Raw genomic sequence first — 13,842 nt, forward strand, 5'->3', positions numbered from 1 at the left:
TACATCTTCTTAAAATTGAGAAGTTAATTTACTTATCTTAGGTGGCTAATTTAATCTTTAGTTAATCTCTGTCAACTGATATACCTTATTTGCTAAAGATTTACTTCTGATTTGAATTTCTTCTTCAGAGCCACTCCAGTTTTGATCTAAAAAATTCTCTGTTAGATGGTAGTTATGTTCTTGTAATAATTTAACTTTATCTTTTAAATCTAGATCCTTTAGTTTTTCATTGTTGAGTTTAGAACCTACTAGAAGTAAATTTCCGATATTAGCCATATATGGAAGTTTAGTAGATTGGCTAATTAAATGTTCAATGGTTAAATCAGAAAACTCGCTACTGTAAGGTTTATTAGGTATATTATCTAATACTGTAAATAAAGAATATTTAATGACATTTTTATGTTTAGTATTCTTATTATCATAAGTTAATTTCTCAAAATTAAGAATAAACTCATCTTTGGAAACAGCTATTTTTTTCAATGCCTTCTTAAATTCAGTAAAGATCGAATTGAGGTCAGCTACGTTTTGAGCTTTATGAACACTCTGAGCTGTTTCATTATATAGAGTCGTTAATGTTCCACCTGTTTTTCGACGGCAAACACCATTAAATTGAAAGTGAAATTTTTCAATAGTAGAGATAAAATTTCTAAGGAGTCTTGTAGTCATTATCTCTTTTTTTGAAGAAATTAGTATGGATAATAGCAGTGGATAAACAATCTTAATCTTTAGATCTTGTATGGTTTTTAAACTAAAAATTAAAGGTTTATTTTTAGTATCTTTCTGAATTGTGTCGGGATCTAGAATATTTAGATAGCAATCACTACTTTCAACAAGATTTTTTAAAAAAACTTGGCAATCTATTGGCTTATCACCTAACTTTTCTTTAATTGTAGGAAATAATTTTTTTACAGTTGTAATGCTTTCTGTTGCATTCCAATAATGATAAAGATATTGGTCAACAATAGTTTTATCTTGTTTATCTTTTAAAGTATCTAATTTTTCGATCAAGGATAACCATAATCCTTCAGATTCATCATAATCGACATGGGAATTTGGTAAATTTTTTAATAGTAAGTTTTTTACTAGATCTGAGACATTTAACTCTCGACCACGAGCATTTAAAGTTTCAAATATTAAGTAAGCATCAACTTCGTTATCCAACAAGATATACACTAATTTTAATTTTAAAATTTTTGATCGTACATCTTTTACCTTTTGTATTAGTGTTTCTCGATAAGTAGATGATTCTTTATTCAGTTTAAATTTTTCTAGGTAATCATCCAAAAGTTGCTTAATTAAGTTAAAAGCATCTTTAAGTTTGGTCTCTTCAAAGCTCATGCTTTGAGATGTTTGATTAAGATGTACAGTTTCATATTTTTGTATTTCACGCTGAAAATATGGATATGATGTTTCTGGAGCTAAGATAAATTGTTTTTTGTTATCAGCATCATTACCTTCAATATAATTTTGTACACCCTTAGCTAATTCTTCCTCACCTAATTCTTTAAATTTTTCACGAATTGCAGAGAGAATAATCGTCACAGTTGTAAAACGTTGCTGACCATCCACTAAACCGACCATTGGTTTTTCCACAATATAGGCAACAACAGAACCGATAAAGTAGTTGGCATCCTGATTTTCGACTATATCATTCCAAAAGTCTTCTATCTCTTCAGACTCCCAAGAATAAGCTCTTTGGAATCTAGGTATTTTAAAGAAGGTCCCTCTAAGTAGTTCTTGAATTTCTTTATCTTGCGCTTCAATTTTCATTTTTAATTCCAAACTATTTAGATGTCAGATGGTGTTTCAGGAAAACATTCATTCCAAATATTTCTAGTATTTATTGGTCTATCATAAGCATTAATGAACGTTCTTAATTGAGCTAATAAGTATTCCAATTGAACGGCATCTAGTAGTGTTATTTGGGAACAAATAAAACTTTGAATATCAATGAAGTTGAAAGTATGAGGGTTCTTAATAAATCCTGATGATTTATTCAAATTAGCAATTTCTTTTAAGGCTTGTGTATCTTCAGGAATACGACAAATAAAGGTGATTGGCGTATCTAAGTGGTTCAGCGCATGCAGAACATCATAGCTATCACTAAGTCTTTTATTATCAATTTTTTTCAATGTAACTTCTAATATAGAAAAAGCTTTTCTATCCCTCAAAAGAACTAAATCACCAGGTTTTTTAGAAGTTGTATTCGTTCCCGAAACACTTTCTCTTGTCCCTTCTACAATTACTTTTTGATCATGTAGATAAATGGCTTCAAGAAGAATACCTATAAAAAATTGAGGAATTGTTCCACCTTCTACTGCAGTAGAAATGAACTTCCATAGATTAAGAGCCAATTCTTGAGATGATGCTATATCTACAATACCTACTGAAACTGTAGACTGTGCATGAATGTCGGCTAATTCTTTAAGCCTAAACATGAATAAATTAATCAAAAAACTATAATCTTCTGTTTGACTAAAGTTTTTATCAAGTAATTTTAAATAGTTTACTACGGCTTCAGCTGCTCGTTGAGGTCTTTTACCCTCTGCCCACTCCATACTCAGCACATTGGTATTTTTAGCAACGTTTAATGGATCTGATTTACCACATGGTATTTTCAAATCTCTTAATGCTAAAAAAATACCGTTTTCAAAAATTGCTCGTGGGCTACAGTCATAAAACTTGTTTAAAAAATCATAACTACTGTTTAAGTGTTTTCCTACAATAGCAGTGAGAACAATTCCCCTAAAACCCTTTGCAGTAATTTTGGCATGCACAACATTTTGTAAAATTGAATCGGCCTGTTCAAATAAAGGATGGCTAGAAAAATCATCTATAGTCAAATGACTTATATTTGAATATAAATCTTCAACATATTGTTTAGCTTTAATATTTCTTTCTTCAGGTGTGATCGACATTTAAAACTCAAAAAATTTTAGAACTAAGTTCTGAAGGTTCTGATTAGATGAAATTCGATAAATTTTCAGTAAACTTTTTAGCTCTAAAATGTCTAAACGTCTTTCTAATCTTTCAATTTTAGAAATATCTGCCTGAGAAATATCTAACAATGTAGCTACTTCTTTTTGAGAGATTCCTAATCTTTTTCTTTCACTAGATAAGATTTGGATAAGCTCAATATAATCAGAATTATAAATAGTTTTTACTTTCATATATTTACCAAATATCTAGTGACTTATTTTAAAGAAAATGTAAAATATTCGAAATTGGAATATTTTGAGATTGATTTAATGAAGGCTATTTCTTTATTTAGTGGAGCAGGAGGCATGGATGTGGGAATGATTACCGCAGGATTCTCCGTTCAAATAGCCAATGAAATTGATCCAACTGCTTGTAAAACTTATGCTTTAAATCATAAAAGCTGTTTATTGATTGAGGGTGATCTTGATCAAAATCTAGAAAAATTCAATGGAATATCAGATATTGATTTAATCTTTGGTGGTCCCCCATGCCAAGGTTTTTCTGTAGCAGGCAAAATGGATCTGAAAGATCCTCGTTCGAAGCTAGTATTTTCATTTTTAGATGTAGTAAGACGAGTTTCTCCTAATGCGTTTGTTATGGAAAATGTCAAAGCATTAGGTGCATTAGAAAAGTTTAGCCACATTAAACAAGAAATCATCTCCCAAGCTAATGATATGGGTTATAGAGTTTCCGTAATTCAACTAAATGCAAAAGATTTTGGTGTTCCTCAATCTCGTGAACGTGTCTTTTTCATTGGCTTAAAAAATGGGGATCACATTACATTAGATGATTTTGAACAATATTGTGAGGATGCCCCTAGTATTAGAGAAGCAATTTCTCATTTAGGTGCAGCAGGATCAGTAACGAATCCTCATATCACCAATGCAAAAATTACGATTGCCAAGAATCCAGTTTTAAGAAAATCTGCCTATGCAGGAATGTTATTTAATGGGCAAGGTAGACCCTTAAATCCTGACTCATGGAGTAGTACTCTACCAGCATCAATGGGTGGGAATAGAACGCCAATTATTGATGAAAATCACTTATATGATTACGGTGAAAGTTGGGTTGAGAAATATCATTCAGATTTAATTAATGGTAAGGATATTACTACTCTACAAGTCCCTAAATCCTTAAGAAGGCTAACGATTGATGAAGCTAAAATCATTCAAACTTTTCCAGAGGACTATAAATTTTATGGAACTCAATCAAGAATTTTTACACAAATCGGAAATGCTGTTCCATGTAAATTGGCTGAAGTTGTCGGGGCGGTTGTAAAAAACAAATTAGATAATAAAGTATTAAAAACAACTCGAAATGAATATAAAAGTGATCTATTTCCTGAATTGATGTAAGACTCAGAGTTGTTTTATTTCAATATAAGTTTTAAAGCCTAGATCTGAGGTCTAGGCTTTTTTGATTTCATATATATAACAGCAATTCTCTCCTAGATGAACGATGTATGGCGCTTCAGTCTAAAAGGCTTGTCCTAGGAGTAGGGGAAATTGAGTGAGAGCATTTAATTGATTTATGCGACAAAGGCTGTCGTTAGGATTTTTCCGCCTATGTATATTGTTTCTATTACGTATTAATATTTATAAGTAAATTTTTAAATAAGAGGGAAATTATGGGAGTAAGAGCAACAATAAATTCTTATGATGAAATATTTTTACTTGGTAATTTTGTAGAAAATAAAGAAATCACCTTAGAAAATTTTGAAAATATTGTGGTTGATTATGAAATTAAAGATACAGAGCTAAAGTGTTGTTTAACTGATGAAAAAGGTAAGTGTGGTCAGATCCATCAAAAAGGTTACTTAGTCTTATTAAGTGATGGTACTTACAGTTTGATGGGAGGAACGTGTGGCAGAACTAAATTTAATGCAGATAGTACAATTTCCAAAAATATTGCCTCATTCGAAAATGAACGTAAAAGACAAGAAAAGCTGGGTAGTCTTTATGATTTTATAAATAATAAAGAAAAATACCAAAATATAATTAATAGCTTAAAAGAAATAGTTGGTGAAATAACAGCATTTTATCGAGAGATTCAAATACTAGGTTTTAACCTTAAAATATTGAATGATAGATATAAATCATCTGATAGAGCTGTTCTAATAAAAACATATAAATATGATGAGAAAGGTAATTCTAGATACCAAACGACAGAAAGAATTGGATATTTACAGGAGCTTAATCTGTTTGATGCAAAAGATACTGGGAGCTATGGTCTAGACGTTCATAGACTAATAATAGGACTAAAAAAAGCTTGTGAGCTAGATGATCAAATAAAGCAAAAGCCAAAAGCTCGGGTTGATAAGCAAGTCAATGATCTGGTAAGAGATTTAAGCCATTTTGAGAGTTTGCAAGATGAATTATTGATGAGAAAATCTAGCATAGAACGGTTTAAAAATTCAGACTTATCACTGCTATGTTATTTAACAAATAGTTATCATCTTAGACAAGATGCTGCCAAGTATTTTCTACGAAGTAAAGGTAGAGATATTTCTAAGACTGAATCTTATTTAGCAAACAAAGATAGCTCCTATTTAGATCAATATAGTTGTGATGAACTAAGGGTTAAATCAAAGCATTAAGTTAAGTTTCCCTAAAATTAACATAATACACCTTATACGAAGTCAAAAATGGGAGCTTTAAGCCCCCATTTTTTAAATATTTTTTTCAAATAAGGCTTGGGTGAGCATCTAAAATACGAATTAATGTAGCTGCTGGTCCTGTTGGATAGCGTCGTCCCTGTTCCCAATTCTGTAAGGTACGAGGGCTAATATGTAGGCGTGCAGCAAACTCATTTTGGCTCAAACCAGTTTTTTCACGTACTTCTTTAATATCAGGCAGTTCAAGTTCTGTAACTCGACTTGCTTTAACCTCTTTACGCTTAATTGCTCCTGCTTCTTTGATTGAAGCAACCAAGTCATCAAATAAGTTGTTATCCATGAAATTGCTCCTTCACGAGTTGGCGTAGAATGGCTGTTTCCTTATCGGTTAAATTGTCTTTCACTGATTTTGGATAGGCCACTAAGAAAAAGATCTGATCGTCCTCGGTGACCCAATAATAAATCACTCGTATGCCGCCACTTTTCCCTTTGTTACCTTGAGCACAACGTACTTTGCGAATACCACCGCCATTCTTGATTAGGTCACCTTTATCTGGCTGAACTAAAAGATCTTGCTGAAGTTGGCGATATTCCTCATCAGATACAAGGTCTTTAATTTGCTTGGTAAAGATGCTGGTTTCAATAAATAACATGGACTCTATATACGTCAATGGCGTATATAAATTCTAGCAGCTTTCATAACAAAAAACGAGAGCTGATGAATCTCTGTTATTCAGGCATTTCCAGCATGTATTTAACATAAATTTATTGCACGAAATCAAACTATCCCTAGTTATCTTGACAAATTTTTAGTTAAAAAAAAGAAAAGGTGCAGTATTCTTAAATGGATGAATTATAAAATCAGTGATTATAAGTTTTTGAATTTATTTTATAGTTTTTAGCTAATTCATCAACCAAATATTGAACATACTCCTCTGAACTATTTTCAATAATTTCATTAAGAAATTGGGGCTCATTGATCAGATTAACAGGGATCTGTGCTGTATTAGACTGCCGTTGAAGTGCTAATAAAATCGTTAATAATTCATATGTATAGCTAAATTTCGAATCATTTTTAATCACCTCTATAACATATGAAGACATTTCAAAAGCATCAGGTGGGGATAACTTACAAACAAATTCATCAATGAAATTAGATAAATACCATTCTTCAAGTTCAGATTCAGCATTTATTTTTTGCAGAAAACTCATTAAGGAATCTATAAACATTTCTATTTTTCCTAAAGTTAATAAAATCTCTGATATGAAATGAAAAAAGCCCCAACATCCTGTTGGGGCTTTTTCCGTATTTGCGTCTTAGGGTCAACTCCTGTCATCCCTCACGATCCTGATGCGAGAACTTATTATTTTTGTTTGATATTCCGGAACATCCTGTTCCTTGATGAGTTCAGAATAAGAAATTTGATCAAGCTTGAATAGGGGACATTGTCCCCTATCCGTGTGAGATATGGCGTACAGCGTTAGAGAAAAATTCACCAAGGCAATCAGGCTATCAAAAGGGCCAGAATGCTCAATGTTGCAAGCTCAGGGGGCTAGAGATGAGTTTTATCCTTAAGCCATAAACTTCTTCTTATTCTTACATTGGTCATGTGGAATACCATAACCGGAACATCCCCAGAACTTTCCATAATGCCCGGTACGTAATCGCATCGGTCGGCCACATTGATCACAGATCCTGATTTCTTTTCGACAATTTGGATTTTGACAAATGCTATGCTCTTGCTGGTCTAGGCTAGGTGAGCCACATTGTTCACATACTCTCGGTTTAGACCGGCAGATACTGCCTGAGCTACAGCGATAGAATTCCCCAAACTGGCCATCTGCCATCTTGAAGTAGCCGTCAGTACAGACTGGGCACTTAAAGATTTGGCGATCTTCACTGGCAAAACTTTCAGACAGGATATTCAGTTGATATTTGGGTGCAAGGAGTTCGGTAATGAATTCCGAAGGTGCTCTTGAATCAGCCAGAATATAGCACTTGTGTTTGGCCCGGGTGATTGCAACATACAATAGCCGTCGTTCTTCAGAATGTGGATAGCGATCCAGCGACGGAAGCAAGGCATCCACAACCGCATCTTCTTTATTCTGGTTGGGAAAACCGGTTTTTCCCTGAGAAAATCCAATCAAGATACAGTAGTCTGCTTCCAGACCTTTAGAACCATGGAAAGTCCAGTAAGCAATATTGGCGTATGTTGATCGTACTTGGTCTTTGACGTTATTCAACAAATAGCGATAGCGTGCCAGGACGGCAATCGATGCCGTGGCATTCTCCTGTCTGATTGCTCGAATCAGTTCAATAACCTGACCTTCCAATGTTTGATGCTGAGCATGACTATCCAGCAAATACACGGCTGATTGTTCAACCTGTGTGGCTGTGACCACATTTTTCTGATACTGCTCTGGATTTTGCATCACAAACTTGCCTGCAGTTAAGGCAATACTGTTGTTATAGCGATAGGTCTTTTCCAGTTTGGTCAGGGAATGGGGACCCACCAGATCGGCAAATCGTGTGGTGAGTTCCAGTTTTCCACCTGAGAAGCGATAAATTGACTGCCAGTCATCGCCTACCACGGTTAAAATCGGGGATGGACCTTGTCGGATTAATGCCTGCAACAGTTGCATCCGAGCCATGGAAATATCCTGGAACTCATCTACCAGAATATGGGTCCATGGTGGGCAAAAAGCATCGGGGCGAATCAGGTCTGTGGCCTGCAGAATCATGTCATCAAAATCAATGCTGTGATCATCTTGTAATTTCTGGCAGTAGGCTTGATGGATTTGATCCAGCAGCTTGGCATAACGTTCAGCAAATGCGATACCTTGCTGCTGAAGGCGTTGTAGAATGGCCGTGCGGTCTAAGCGTTCCACTCGAATCGCAGCCAAACTCTTGACGTAGCGCTTGGCGGTGCTACTGATCATGCCAGCCTGATTCAGCACCTCAAAAATTTCCTGAGCCGATTTCTGAATCACTGGAATCTGCTGTTGCTGCATCAATTGCGCTAATCGCTGTTCAAGCCGATTCTCGGTCCAGTCATAGTGATAGGTTTCTAATAAAGTGGTGCCACAGCTTTGATGTAATTCCCGTTTCTTGCGAATAATGGCATTGTATTCTTGTGATGGGATATCCGGTCGGGTTTTACCTTGACGATCAATGCCAAAGTGTTCCAGATAAACATCTGCATCGCTTAAGTAAAAGTCTGGGCGATAGTCGAAGCCCAGTTCAATTCGTCGCTTGGTGATATAAGGCGCTTCATACTGATAGGCAATGCCATGCAGAAATAACCAGTTGGCAATCAGCAGTTCCTGATAACCGCGTACCCGTTCACCTTGCAAGGTACGATATTCATGATCACGCACATAACGATCATATTCCGCTTTCGTTTTAAAATCGAAGGCATTGACCGGCTGGTAACTTAATTCAATAAAGCGGCTCAGCCCATCTGGATCAGACTGGATATAGTGACTCAGCCATTCGGTCATCCAGATTTCTAATTTGGTCGGATCTTCTGTAAAAACTGATAAATGGGTGGGGATTTTTTGTTGCTGCAGAATACTGCGTCCTAAAGCATGGAAGGTCATCACTTCAGGACAATCCTCTGCGGCAAGACCACAACTTAGACTGCGCTTTTCTAAGCGCTCTCGCAATTCTTTGGCTGCTGCATTGTTATATGCCAGGATTAAAATCTCATGCTGATGGGCTAAGTCGGAATCAATCAAATCTAGGGCCTTTGCCACCATCACCGAGGTCTTTCCTGTTCCGGCCGCAGCCAGAACCAGATTACGATCGTCATTGCGAATGACTGCCAGACGTTGTTGCTCAGTCAGTGGATTAGACTCAATCTGCTCAAAAAAGCTGTGGCGCTGCTGTAACTGTTGTTGTTCGTATTCCTGACGGAGAACAGACTTGCCTTGATCTAAAGGCAGGTAGGTCAGCATCTGATCTAATTTCTGCAGCATTTCTGGATCAAGCTGTTTTTGCCAAACAGTCTGAGCCGTCAGGTAATTCTGCAGTAATGGAACCAGTGTTGTCTTTAGCGTCGCGAGACTGGATTCACGTAAATACTGTTGTTGTGCCAGCGTTTGAAAACCGTTCAGGGCTTGAGTGAGATTCTGATTGAGCGCTACCTGACTTGCCTGGACAATGCCCTCAAAACAACCATTTAAATCTGCCTGATTCAGCATGGAATAATCTAAAAACTGCTCTGCAACATGCCATGAAAATCTAGATCCCCAGAAACCCTGTTGAAGCTGGGCAATACCTTGACTCTGTTGATATGGAAATTGGCGTGTGTCTTGATTCTTATACTGAACTTCAATGTAGTCTGTTGTCACAATCATCTGACGGATTGGGCTAAATAACTTGCCCAAAAAACTGGTTCGAATAATTTTACGGGTCACACTTTTACCTAAAGAGCATCAATACACAAGAACCTAGCACAGCTCTAATTAAGAACAGTGCTAGGTAAATCTGGTTTCATTAAGATTTAGATTACTACTATATTTATCCTAGAAATATCGTTTTAGTCGTCTTAATTCAGGCTATTTCATGGGGTATACACTGAATATTTCATGGTTCTTCAATAAAAAAGAGAGCTGAATAGCCGCCAAAATTCTAAAGCCATATAGCCATCTACGCTTTAATCTTTCTTTCTTCTAGCATTTCAGATAGCCAGATCGCTGTTTCCTCAACGCTTTGATGTTTAGGTACATCAATAATCCCAGAAGTTAAACCTTTTTTAATTTTTTCAATATCATAGTTTACCCCTTTAACATCTCTAAGTTCAGTGCTATTACGACGATTCAAATGGTTTTCTATAGCCATAATACAAGCCTTTATGAAAATTGATAAAAAGAAAAAATATCCACTCAACAGCTTACAGTACTTAAAGAATGAGTCTTTTATTCTGGTGAATATGACTTAATTTTTTCAAAAACTGGATAGAAATCTAATCCCTCATCTTTCATCGTCGAAATCAATGCAACAATTACAGCAATATGCATAGGAACCACACCTTGTTTACTGTAATTCGTAATCGAATTGGGCTTCATATCTAATAATGCAGCAAACTCCTTAATTGAAAGGCCTGCTTTACCGATAAGACGTTGGAATTCACTATATGGCATTTGATTAAATTTATAGAAATTGTGTTGCAGGATTATAGCATAGGGTGATATTTACATAAAAACACATAAATATATGTGTCTAACACATATATTTATGTGTTATAAATGGTTTTATCCAATAAACCTATTTATTCATCTCTATCGGAGAAATGTCCTATGTACTCATATCCTAACTCAATCAATGAAAAGAAAATTGCCCTTATGATCATGAATGACTTTTTCATTCAAAAAGCACATGAACTTTGGCTTTTTTTACAACTTGACCAGAGCTTTAATGATTATGAAGCCACCCTGATTTGGACTCGACGTTATCTGGAAGAAAATCCAGAGGGTGAATATAGCGATATTCGAAAAGCCTTCATCTCTTGTTTCCCTGAGAATTTCTTCAACTTTGAGGATTAATTTTCTAAACGGTCGTTCCTCTTTTTTAGCATTTGATCTCCGAGTGAATGCGATCAAAGAGGAATGATTGAGTTCTAAACATGAAAATGATGAGGTATAGCCGTAGCTTCGCATTTTAAAAATCAGTTTTAAAAGTTTAAAAAATTCTTTAAGCTCTTCTTATATATTTTTAAAGGATTTTAAAAGCATGAATTACTTTTCAGAGGATCCCTTCTAGGTAATGTGACCTAGGAGGAAAAATGAAAAAACTGAAATATCAGTATCGGAAAGCCATACAGAGTACGCGTCATGACTACTTCAGGGAAATTTATCCCAATGTCAGAAGTTCTAGATTTAAGAAATTTAGCACCCACCAAGAGCGTAGTTTTTATTTTATGCATCGCATTGAATATAAAGACTATCCACTTAAATTTCGTGTAGCACGTGGCACGGGCTTACCTTATATTTGGGATGACTTACCAGCGTATGTCTATGACGTTGCTAAGAGCTGGAAGCACAATTCCAAACGTAAAAACCAATACTATAAAGAACATGTCCAATAAGAAATGGGAGCTATGTTATTAGCTCCCATTTGCTTGAATATGATTCGGATAAGCATCTACAACGCGGATTAATGCCGCGGCTGATCCAGTTGGATAGCATCGTTCCGATTCCCAACTTTTTGGATAGCGAGTAGTGCTTTTGGCCCTCCAAAAACTAACGTCGCTGCTTCCCTTGCTCTTCTCGTTTCATTTGAAATCCGGCTTCAAACTCATTCACTGCTTCTTGCATTATTCCCCATGGATTTTCGATCGGGGGGAGTTGGACATCATGGCCAAATTGTTTAATTGCGTCCGGATGGTAATTAAAGCGGAATGATTCAGGCAGCCTGACCGTTTGACGTCGACCAATTTTCAGAATTTTAGTCACTTTCATTTTGACCTCCGGATGACGATGAGATCAGTCACACTGATATATCACCATCAAACTAGACCATTTTATCTGAAGAATTTGTTGTCATCGAGAAGTTACATGATGAGAAAAAATAGAGTCTTCAGATTCAATTCACATAAAAAACGGGACCGGTTGACGATTCATATCAGTTTCAGTGAATGCATTATTTGAGATCCTCGAGATGGAATCTGACCTAAAAAATCGCTTTCAGTCGTCTAATTCGGCTTCTTTATTAACAGAAAAGAGGTGATTTTTTGCTGTTTTCTCCAGATTTTGAGCGGGTAAAAATTGAGACCGAGCGTGAGCGAGCTCGAGATTTTATAGACTTGAACAATGTGATATACATTGTTCCATCCTGTAAGTTTTTGGGACTTCGTTACACGTTCAAATCGAGGGTTTTTAGTACTTCGTTACACGTTCAAATGATTATTTTTTGATCTTTGTTACACGTTCAAAGGGGGTGTTTTCGAGCTTTGTTACACATTCAACCCCGTTTTGTTACACATTCAAATGAACTTTTTCCGCTTTGTTACACGTTCAACCCGTTTTTGTTACACATTCATTTGTAAGCAATAACGTACAAATAAGGGGATAATGCCCCACGTTCAAACTTGGTCAAATTTCTTCTTCTGGATTCATCGAGGAACAGGATGTTTCGGAACAGCAAACAAAAATAATAAGTTCTCGCATCAGGATCGTGAGGGATGACCGTTGAAATGAAAAAAGCCCCAACAGGAAGTTAGGGCTTTTTTCATTTCGTATTTTCCAATCATTGGATCATGCTTTATTCACAACAGAATAGAAGAATCCAATAACGAGCCAAACAACGCCTAAGCCAACTGTTTAGACTTAGACAAGATATCTGCATTCACGATATTCTAGAGTTTATAATGGACATAGCATCTAAGGTTTTAAGCACTGTAAATTAGACAGCCTGATCGAAAAAAATAAATCTACATTTTTTGATGTTCACATTCATATTCAGGGAATGAACATGAACCCAGCACCGGAGAGATGTCATGAATCGATTGGAAGCAACCGCAGAACAACAACGAGTTTTGGCAAAAGCAGTGATGAATGTTACCACCCAGTTAAATCTTACCCACGTTCAGCTCGCAGAGATACTGGGTCTAGATCCTTTAAGCATGGCCCAGCTAGAAGCACTACCCGAGTTAGATCCACACACGGAAACCGGACAAAGGGCGATGTTTCTGGTGCAGATTTTTAAACGTTTATTTGCCATGACGGGTGGTGATGCGGTCTGGATGCAACAGTTTATACATACACGAAATCAGGTAAGCAACGGCATTCCAGTTGAACAAATGAAGAGTCTGGACGGGATGAAGAATATTCTGGCCTTTCTTAACATGCAGTAATTGATGTTTCAGTATTCATCGCAATATTGTGATGTTAAAAGCCGTCCTGATCTAGCAGCTGCGCGGCTTGTGTTAAGCGCTCCGAAACCTTTGGTGGGGTATTCACCAGCTGCTGCAAATGTTCAAACTCAGCATCACTGAGTTGAATCTGTACCTGTTCGGTCAATGCTGCAGTTTCACTGGCCTGTTGATGCTCTTGCCCACAGGCTTGCTGATGTTGATTCATCGGCAATGCTCCTTGTTATTTTATTGTGCTTTGAATACGGTGTTATTCAATGAATCTAGCGCTTGTGCCTCATTTATATATGATCAATGCTACAACTGATGTGATTTTCTGTGGACTGGTTATATCACCAATCAACACTTTGGCCATTCGATCTTGAAGATGATCGA

General features: G+C 36.2%; 16 protein-coding genes. 5 read left to right on the forward strand and 11 right to left on the reverse strand.

The window, feature by feature from the left end:
• Positions 1-57: 57 nt before the first annotated feature.
• From P255_RS14145 to P255_RS14155, 3 genes are read right to left on the reverse strand one after another with little or no spacing between them, the layout of a single operon-like run.
• Positions 58-1,770, reverse strand: a complete 1,713-nt coding sequence (locus tag P255_RS14145; protein ID WP_004898419.1) for a DUF262 domain-containing protein — start codon at positions 1,768-1,770, stop codon at positions 58-60.
• A 17-nt stretch (positions 1,771-1,787) separates the two neighbouring features.
• Entirely contained in the window at positions 1,788-2,918 is a 1,131-nt protein-coding gene (locus tag P255_RS14150; protein ID WP_004898423.1) for a restriction endonuclease, SacI family, read from the reverse strand.
• Complete coding sequence (locus tag P255_RS14155; protein ID WP_004706643.1) at positions 2,919-3,170, reverse strand: helix-turn-helix domain-containing protein; 252 nt, start codon at positions 3,168-3,170, stop codon at positions 2,919-2,921.
• Positions 3,171-3,248: 78 nt separating this feature from the next.
• Between P255_RS14155 and P255_RS14160 the strand changes: the two genes are divergently transcribed.
• The gene (locus tag P255_RS14160) at positions 3,249-4,334 is read left to right on the forward strand and encodes a DNA cytosine methyltransferase (RefSeq protein WP_035365714.1); all 1,086 of its coding nucleotides are present in this window, start codon (positions 3,249-3,251) and stop codon (positions 4,332-4,334) included.
• Positions 4,335-4,606: 272 nt separating this feature from the next.
• Positions 4,607-5,575 carry a hypothetical protein gene (locus tag P255_RS14165; protein WP_004898427.1) on the forward strand — a complete coding sequence of 323 codons (969 nt, stop codon included), beginning with the start codon at positions 4,607-4,609 and terminating at the stop codon, positions 5,573-5,575.
• 85 nt (positions 5,576-5,660) lie between these two features.
• Here P255_RS14165 and nadS read toward each other — a convergent pair whose 3' ends face one another.
• The 6 genes from nadS to P255_RS14195 all read right to left on the reverse strand — a co-directional run bounded on the left by nadS (position 5,661) and on the right by P255_RS14195 (position 10,738).
• A complete protein-coding gene (nadS, locus tag P255_RS14170) occupies positions 5,661-5,933 on the reverse strand; it encodes a NadS family protein (protein WP_000369781.1) in 273 nt (90 codons plus the stop codon).
• Positions 5,926-6,246: a type II toxin-antitoxin system RelE/ParE family toxin gene (locus P255_RS14175; RefSeq protein ID WP_004898418.1), complete on the reverse strand. Its 321-nt coding sequence runs from the start codon at positions 6,244-6,246 to the stop codon at positions 5,926-5,928. The genes nadS and P255_RS14175 overlap by 8 nt, the downstream gene beginning before the upstream one ends.
• Before the next feature lie 208 nt (positions 6,247-6,454).
• On the reverse strand, positions 6,455-6,823 hold the full coding sequence (locus P255_RS14180; RefSeq protein ID WP_004898433.1) for a hypothetical protein: 369 nt from the start codon (positions 6,821-6,823) through the stop codon (positions 6,455-6,457).
• A 342-nt stretch (positions 6,824-7,165) separates the two neighbouring features.
• The gene (locus tag P255_RS14185) at positions 7,166-10,012 is read right to left on the reverse strand and encodes a UvrD-helicase domain-containing protein (protein WP_004898436.1); all 2,847 of its coding nucleotides are present in this window, start codon (positions 10,010-10,012) and stop codon (positions 7,166-7,168) included.
• A 232-nt stretch (positions 10,013-10,244) separates the two neighbouring features.
• Positions 10,245-10,436: a hypothetical protein gene (locus P255_RS14190; RefSeq protein ID WP_004898437.1), complete on the reverse strand. Its 192-nt coding sequence runs from the start codon at positions 10,434-10,436 to the stop codon at positions 10,245-10,247.
• Positions 10,437-10,513: 77 nt separating this feature from the next.
• Positions 10,514-10,738, reverse strand: coding sequence for a hypothetical protein (locus tag P255_RS14195; protein WP_004898439.1), 225 nt, complete (start codon positions 10,736-10,738; stop codon positions 10,514-10,516).
• 156 nt (positions 10,739-10,894) lie between these two features.
• On the opposite strand from P255_RS14195, the gene P255_RS14200 reads away from it, so the two are divergent.
• Together P255_RS14200 and P255_RS14205 are read left to right on the forward strand one after the other, a co-directional pair.
• Positions 10,895-11,140: a hypothetical protein gene (locus tag P255_RS14200; RefSeq protein ID WP_004898441.1), complete on the forward strand. Its 246-nt coding sequence runs from the start codon at positions 10,895-10,897 to the stop codon at positions 11,138-11,140.
• 239 nt (positions 11,141-11,379) lie between these two features.
• Positions 11,380-11,682 carry a hypothetical protein gene (locus tag P255_RS14205; protein WP_004898445.1) on the forward strand — a complete coding sequence of 101 codons (303 nt, stop codon included), beginning with the start codon at positions 11,380-11,382 and terminating at the stop codon, positions 11,680-11,682.
• A 154-nt stretch (positions 11,683-11,836) separates the two neighbouring features.
• Here the strand turns inward: P255_RS14205 and P255_RS14210 are convergent, their stop codons facing one another.
• Positions 11,837-12,055: an antitoxin gene (locus tag P255_RS14210; RefSeq protein ID WP_004898449.1), complete on the reverse strand. Its 219-nt coding sequence runs from the start codon at positions 12,053-12,055 to the stop codon at positions 11,837-11,839.
• 1,037 nt (positions 12,056-13,092) lie between these two features.
• Here P255_RS14210 and P255_RS14215 point away from each other — a divergent pair.
• Positions 13,093-13,449, forward strand: coding sequence for a hypothetical protein (locus P255_RS14215; RefSeq protein WP_004898450.1), 357 nt, complete (start codon positions 13,093-13,095; stop codon positions 13,447-13,449).
• Positions 13,450-13,483: 34 nt separating this feature from the next.
• Here P255_RS14215 and P255_RS14220 read toward each other — a convergent pair whose 3' ends face one another.
• Positions 13,484-13,675: a type II toxin -antitoxin system TacA 1-like antitoxin gene (locus tag P255_RS14220; RefSeq protein ID WP_004898452.1), complete on the reverse strand. Its 192-nt coding sequence runs from the start codon at positions 13,673-13,675 to the stop codon at positions 13,484-13,486.
• Positions 13,676-13,842: the final 167 nt, after the last annotated feature.

This window comes from Acinetobacter brisouii CIP 110357, assembly GCF_000488275.1.
GTDB classification, from domain to species: domain Bacteria; phylum Pseudomonadota; class Gammaproteobacteria; order Pseudomonadales; family Moraxellaceae; genus Acinetobacter; species Acinetobacter brisouii.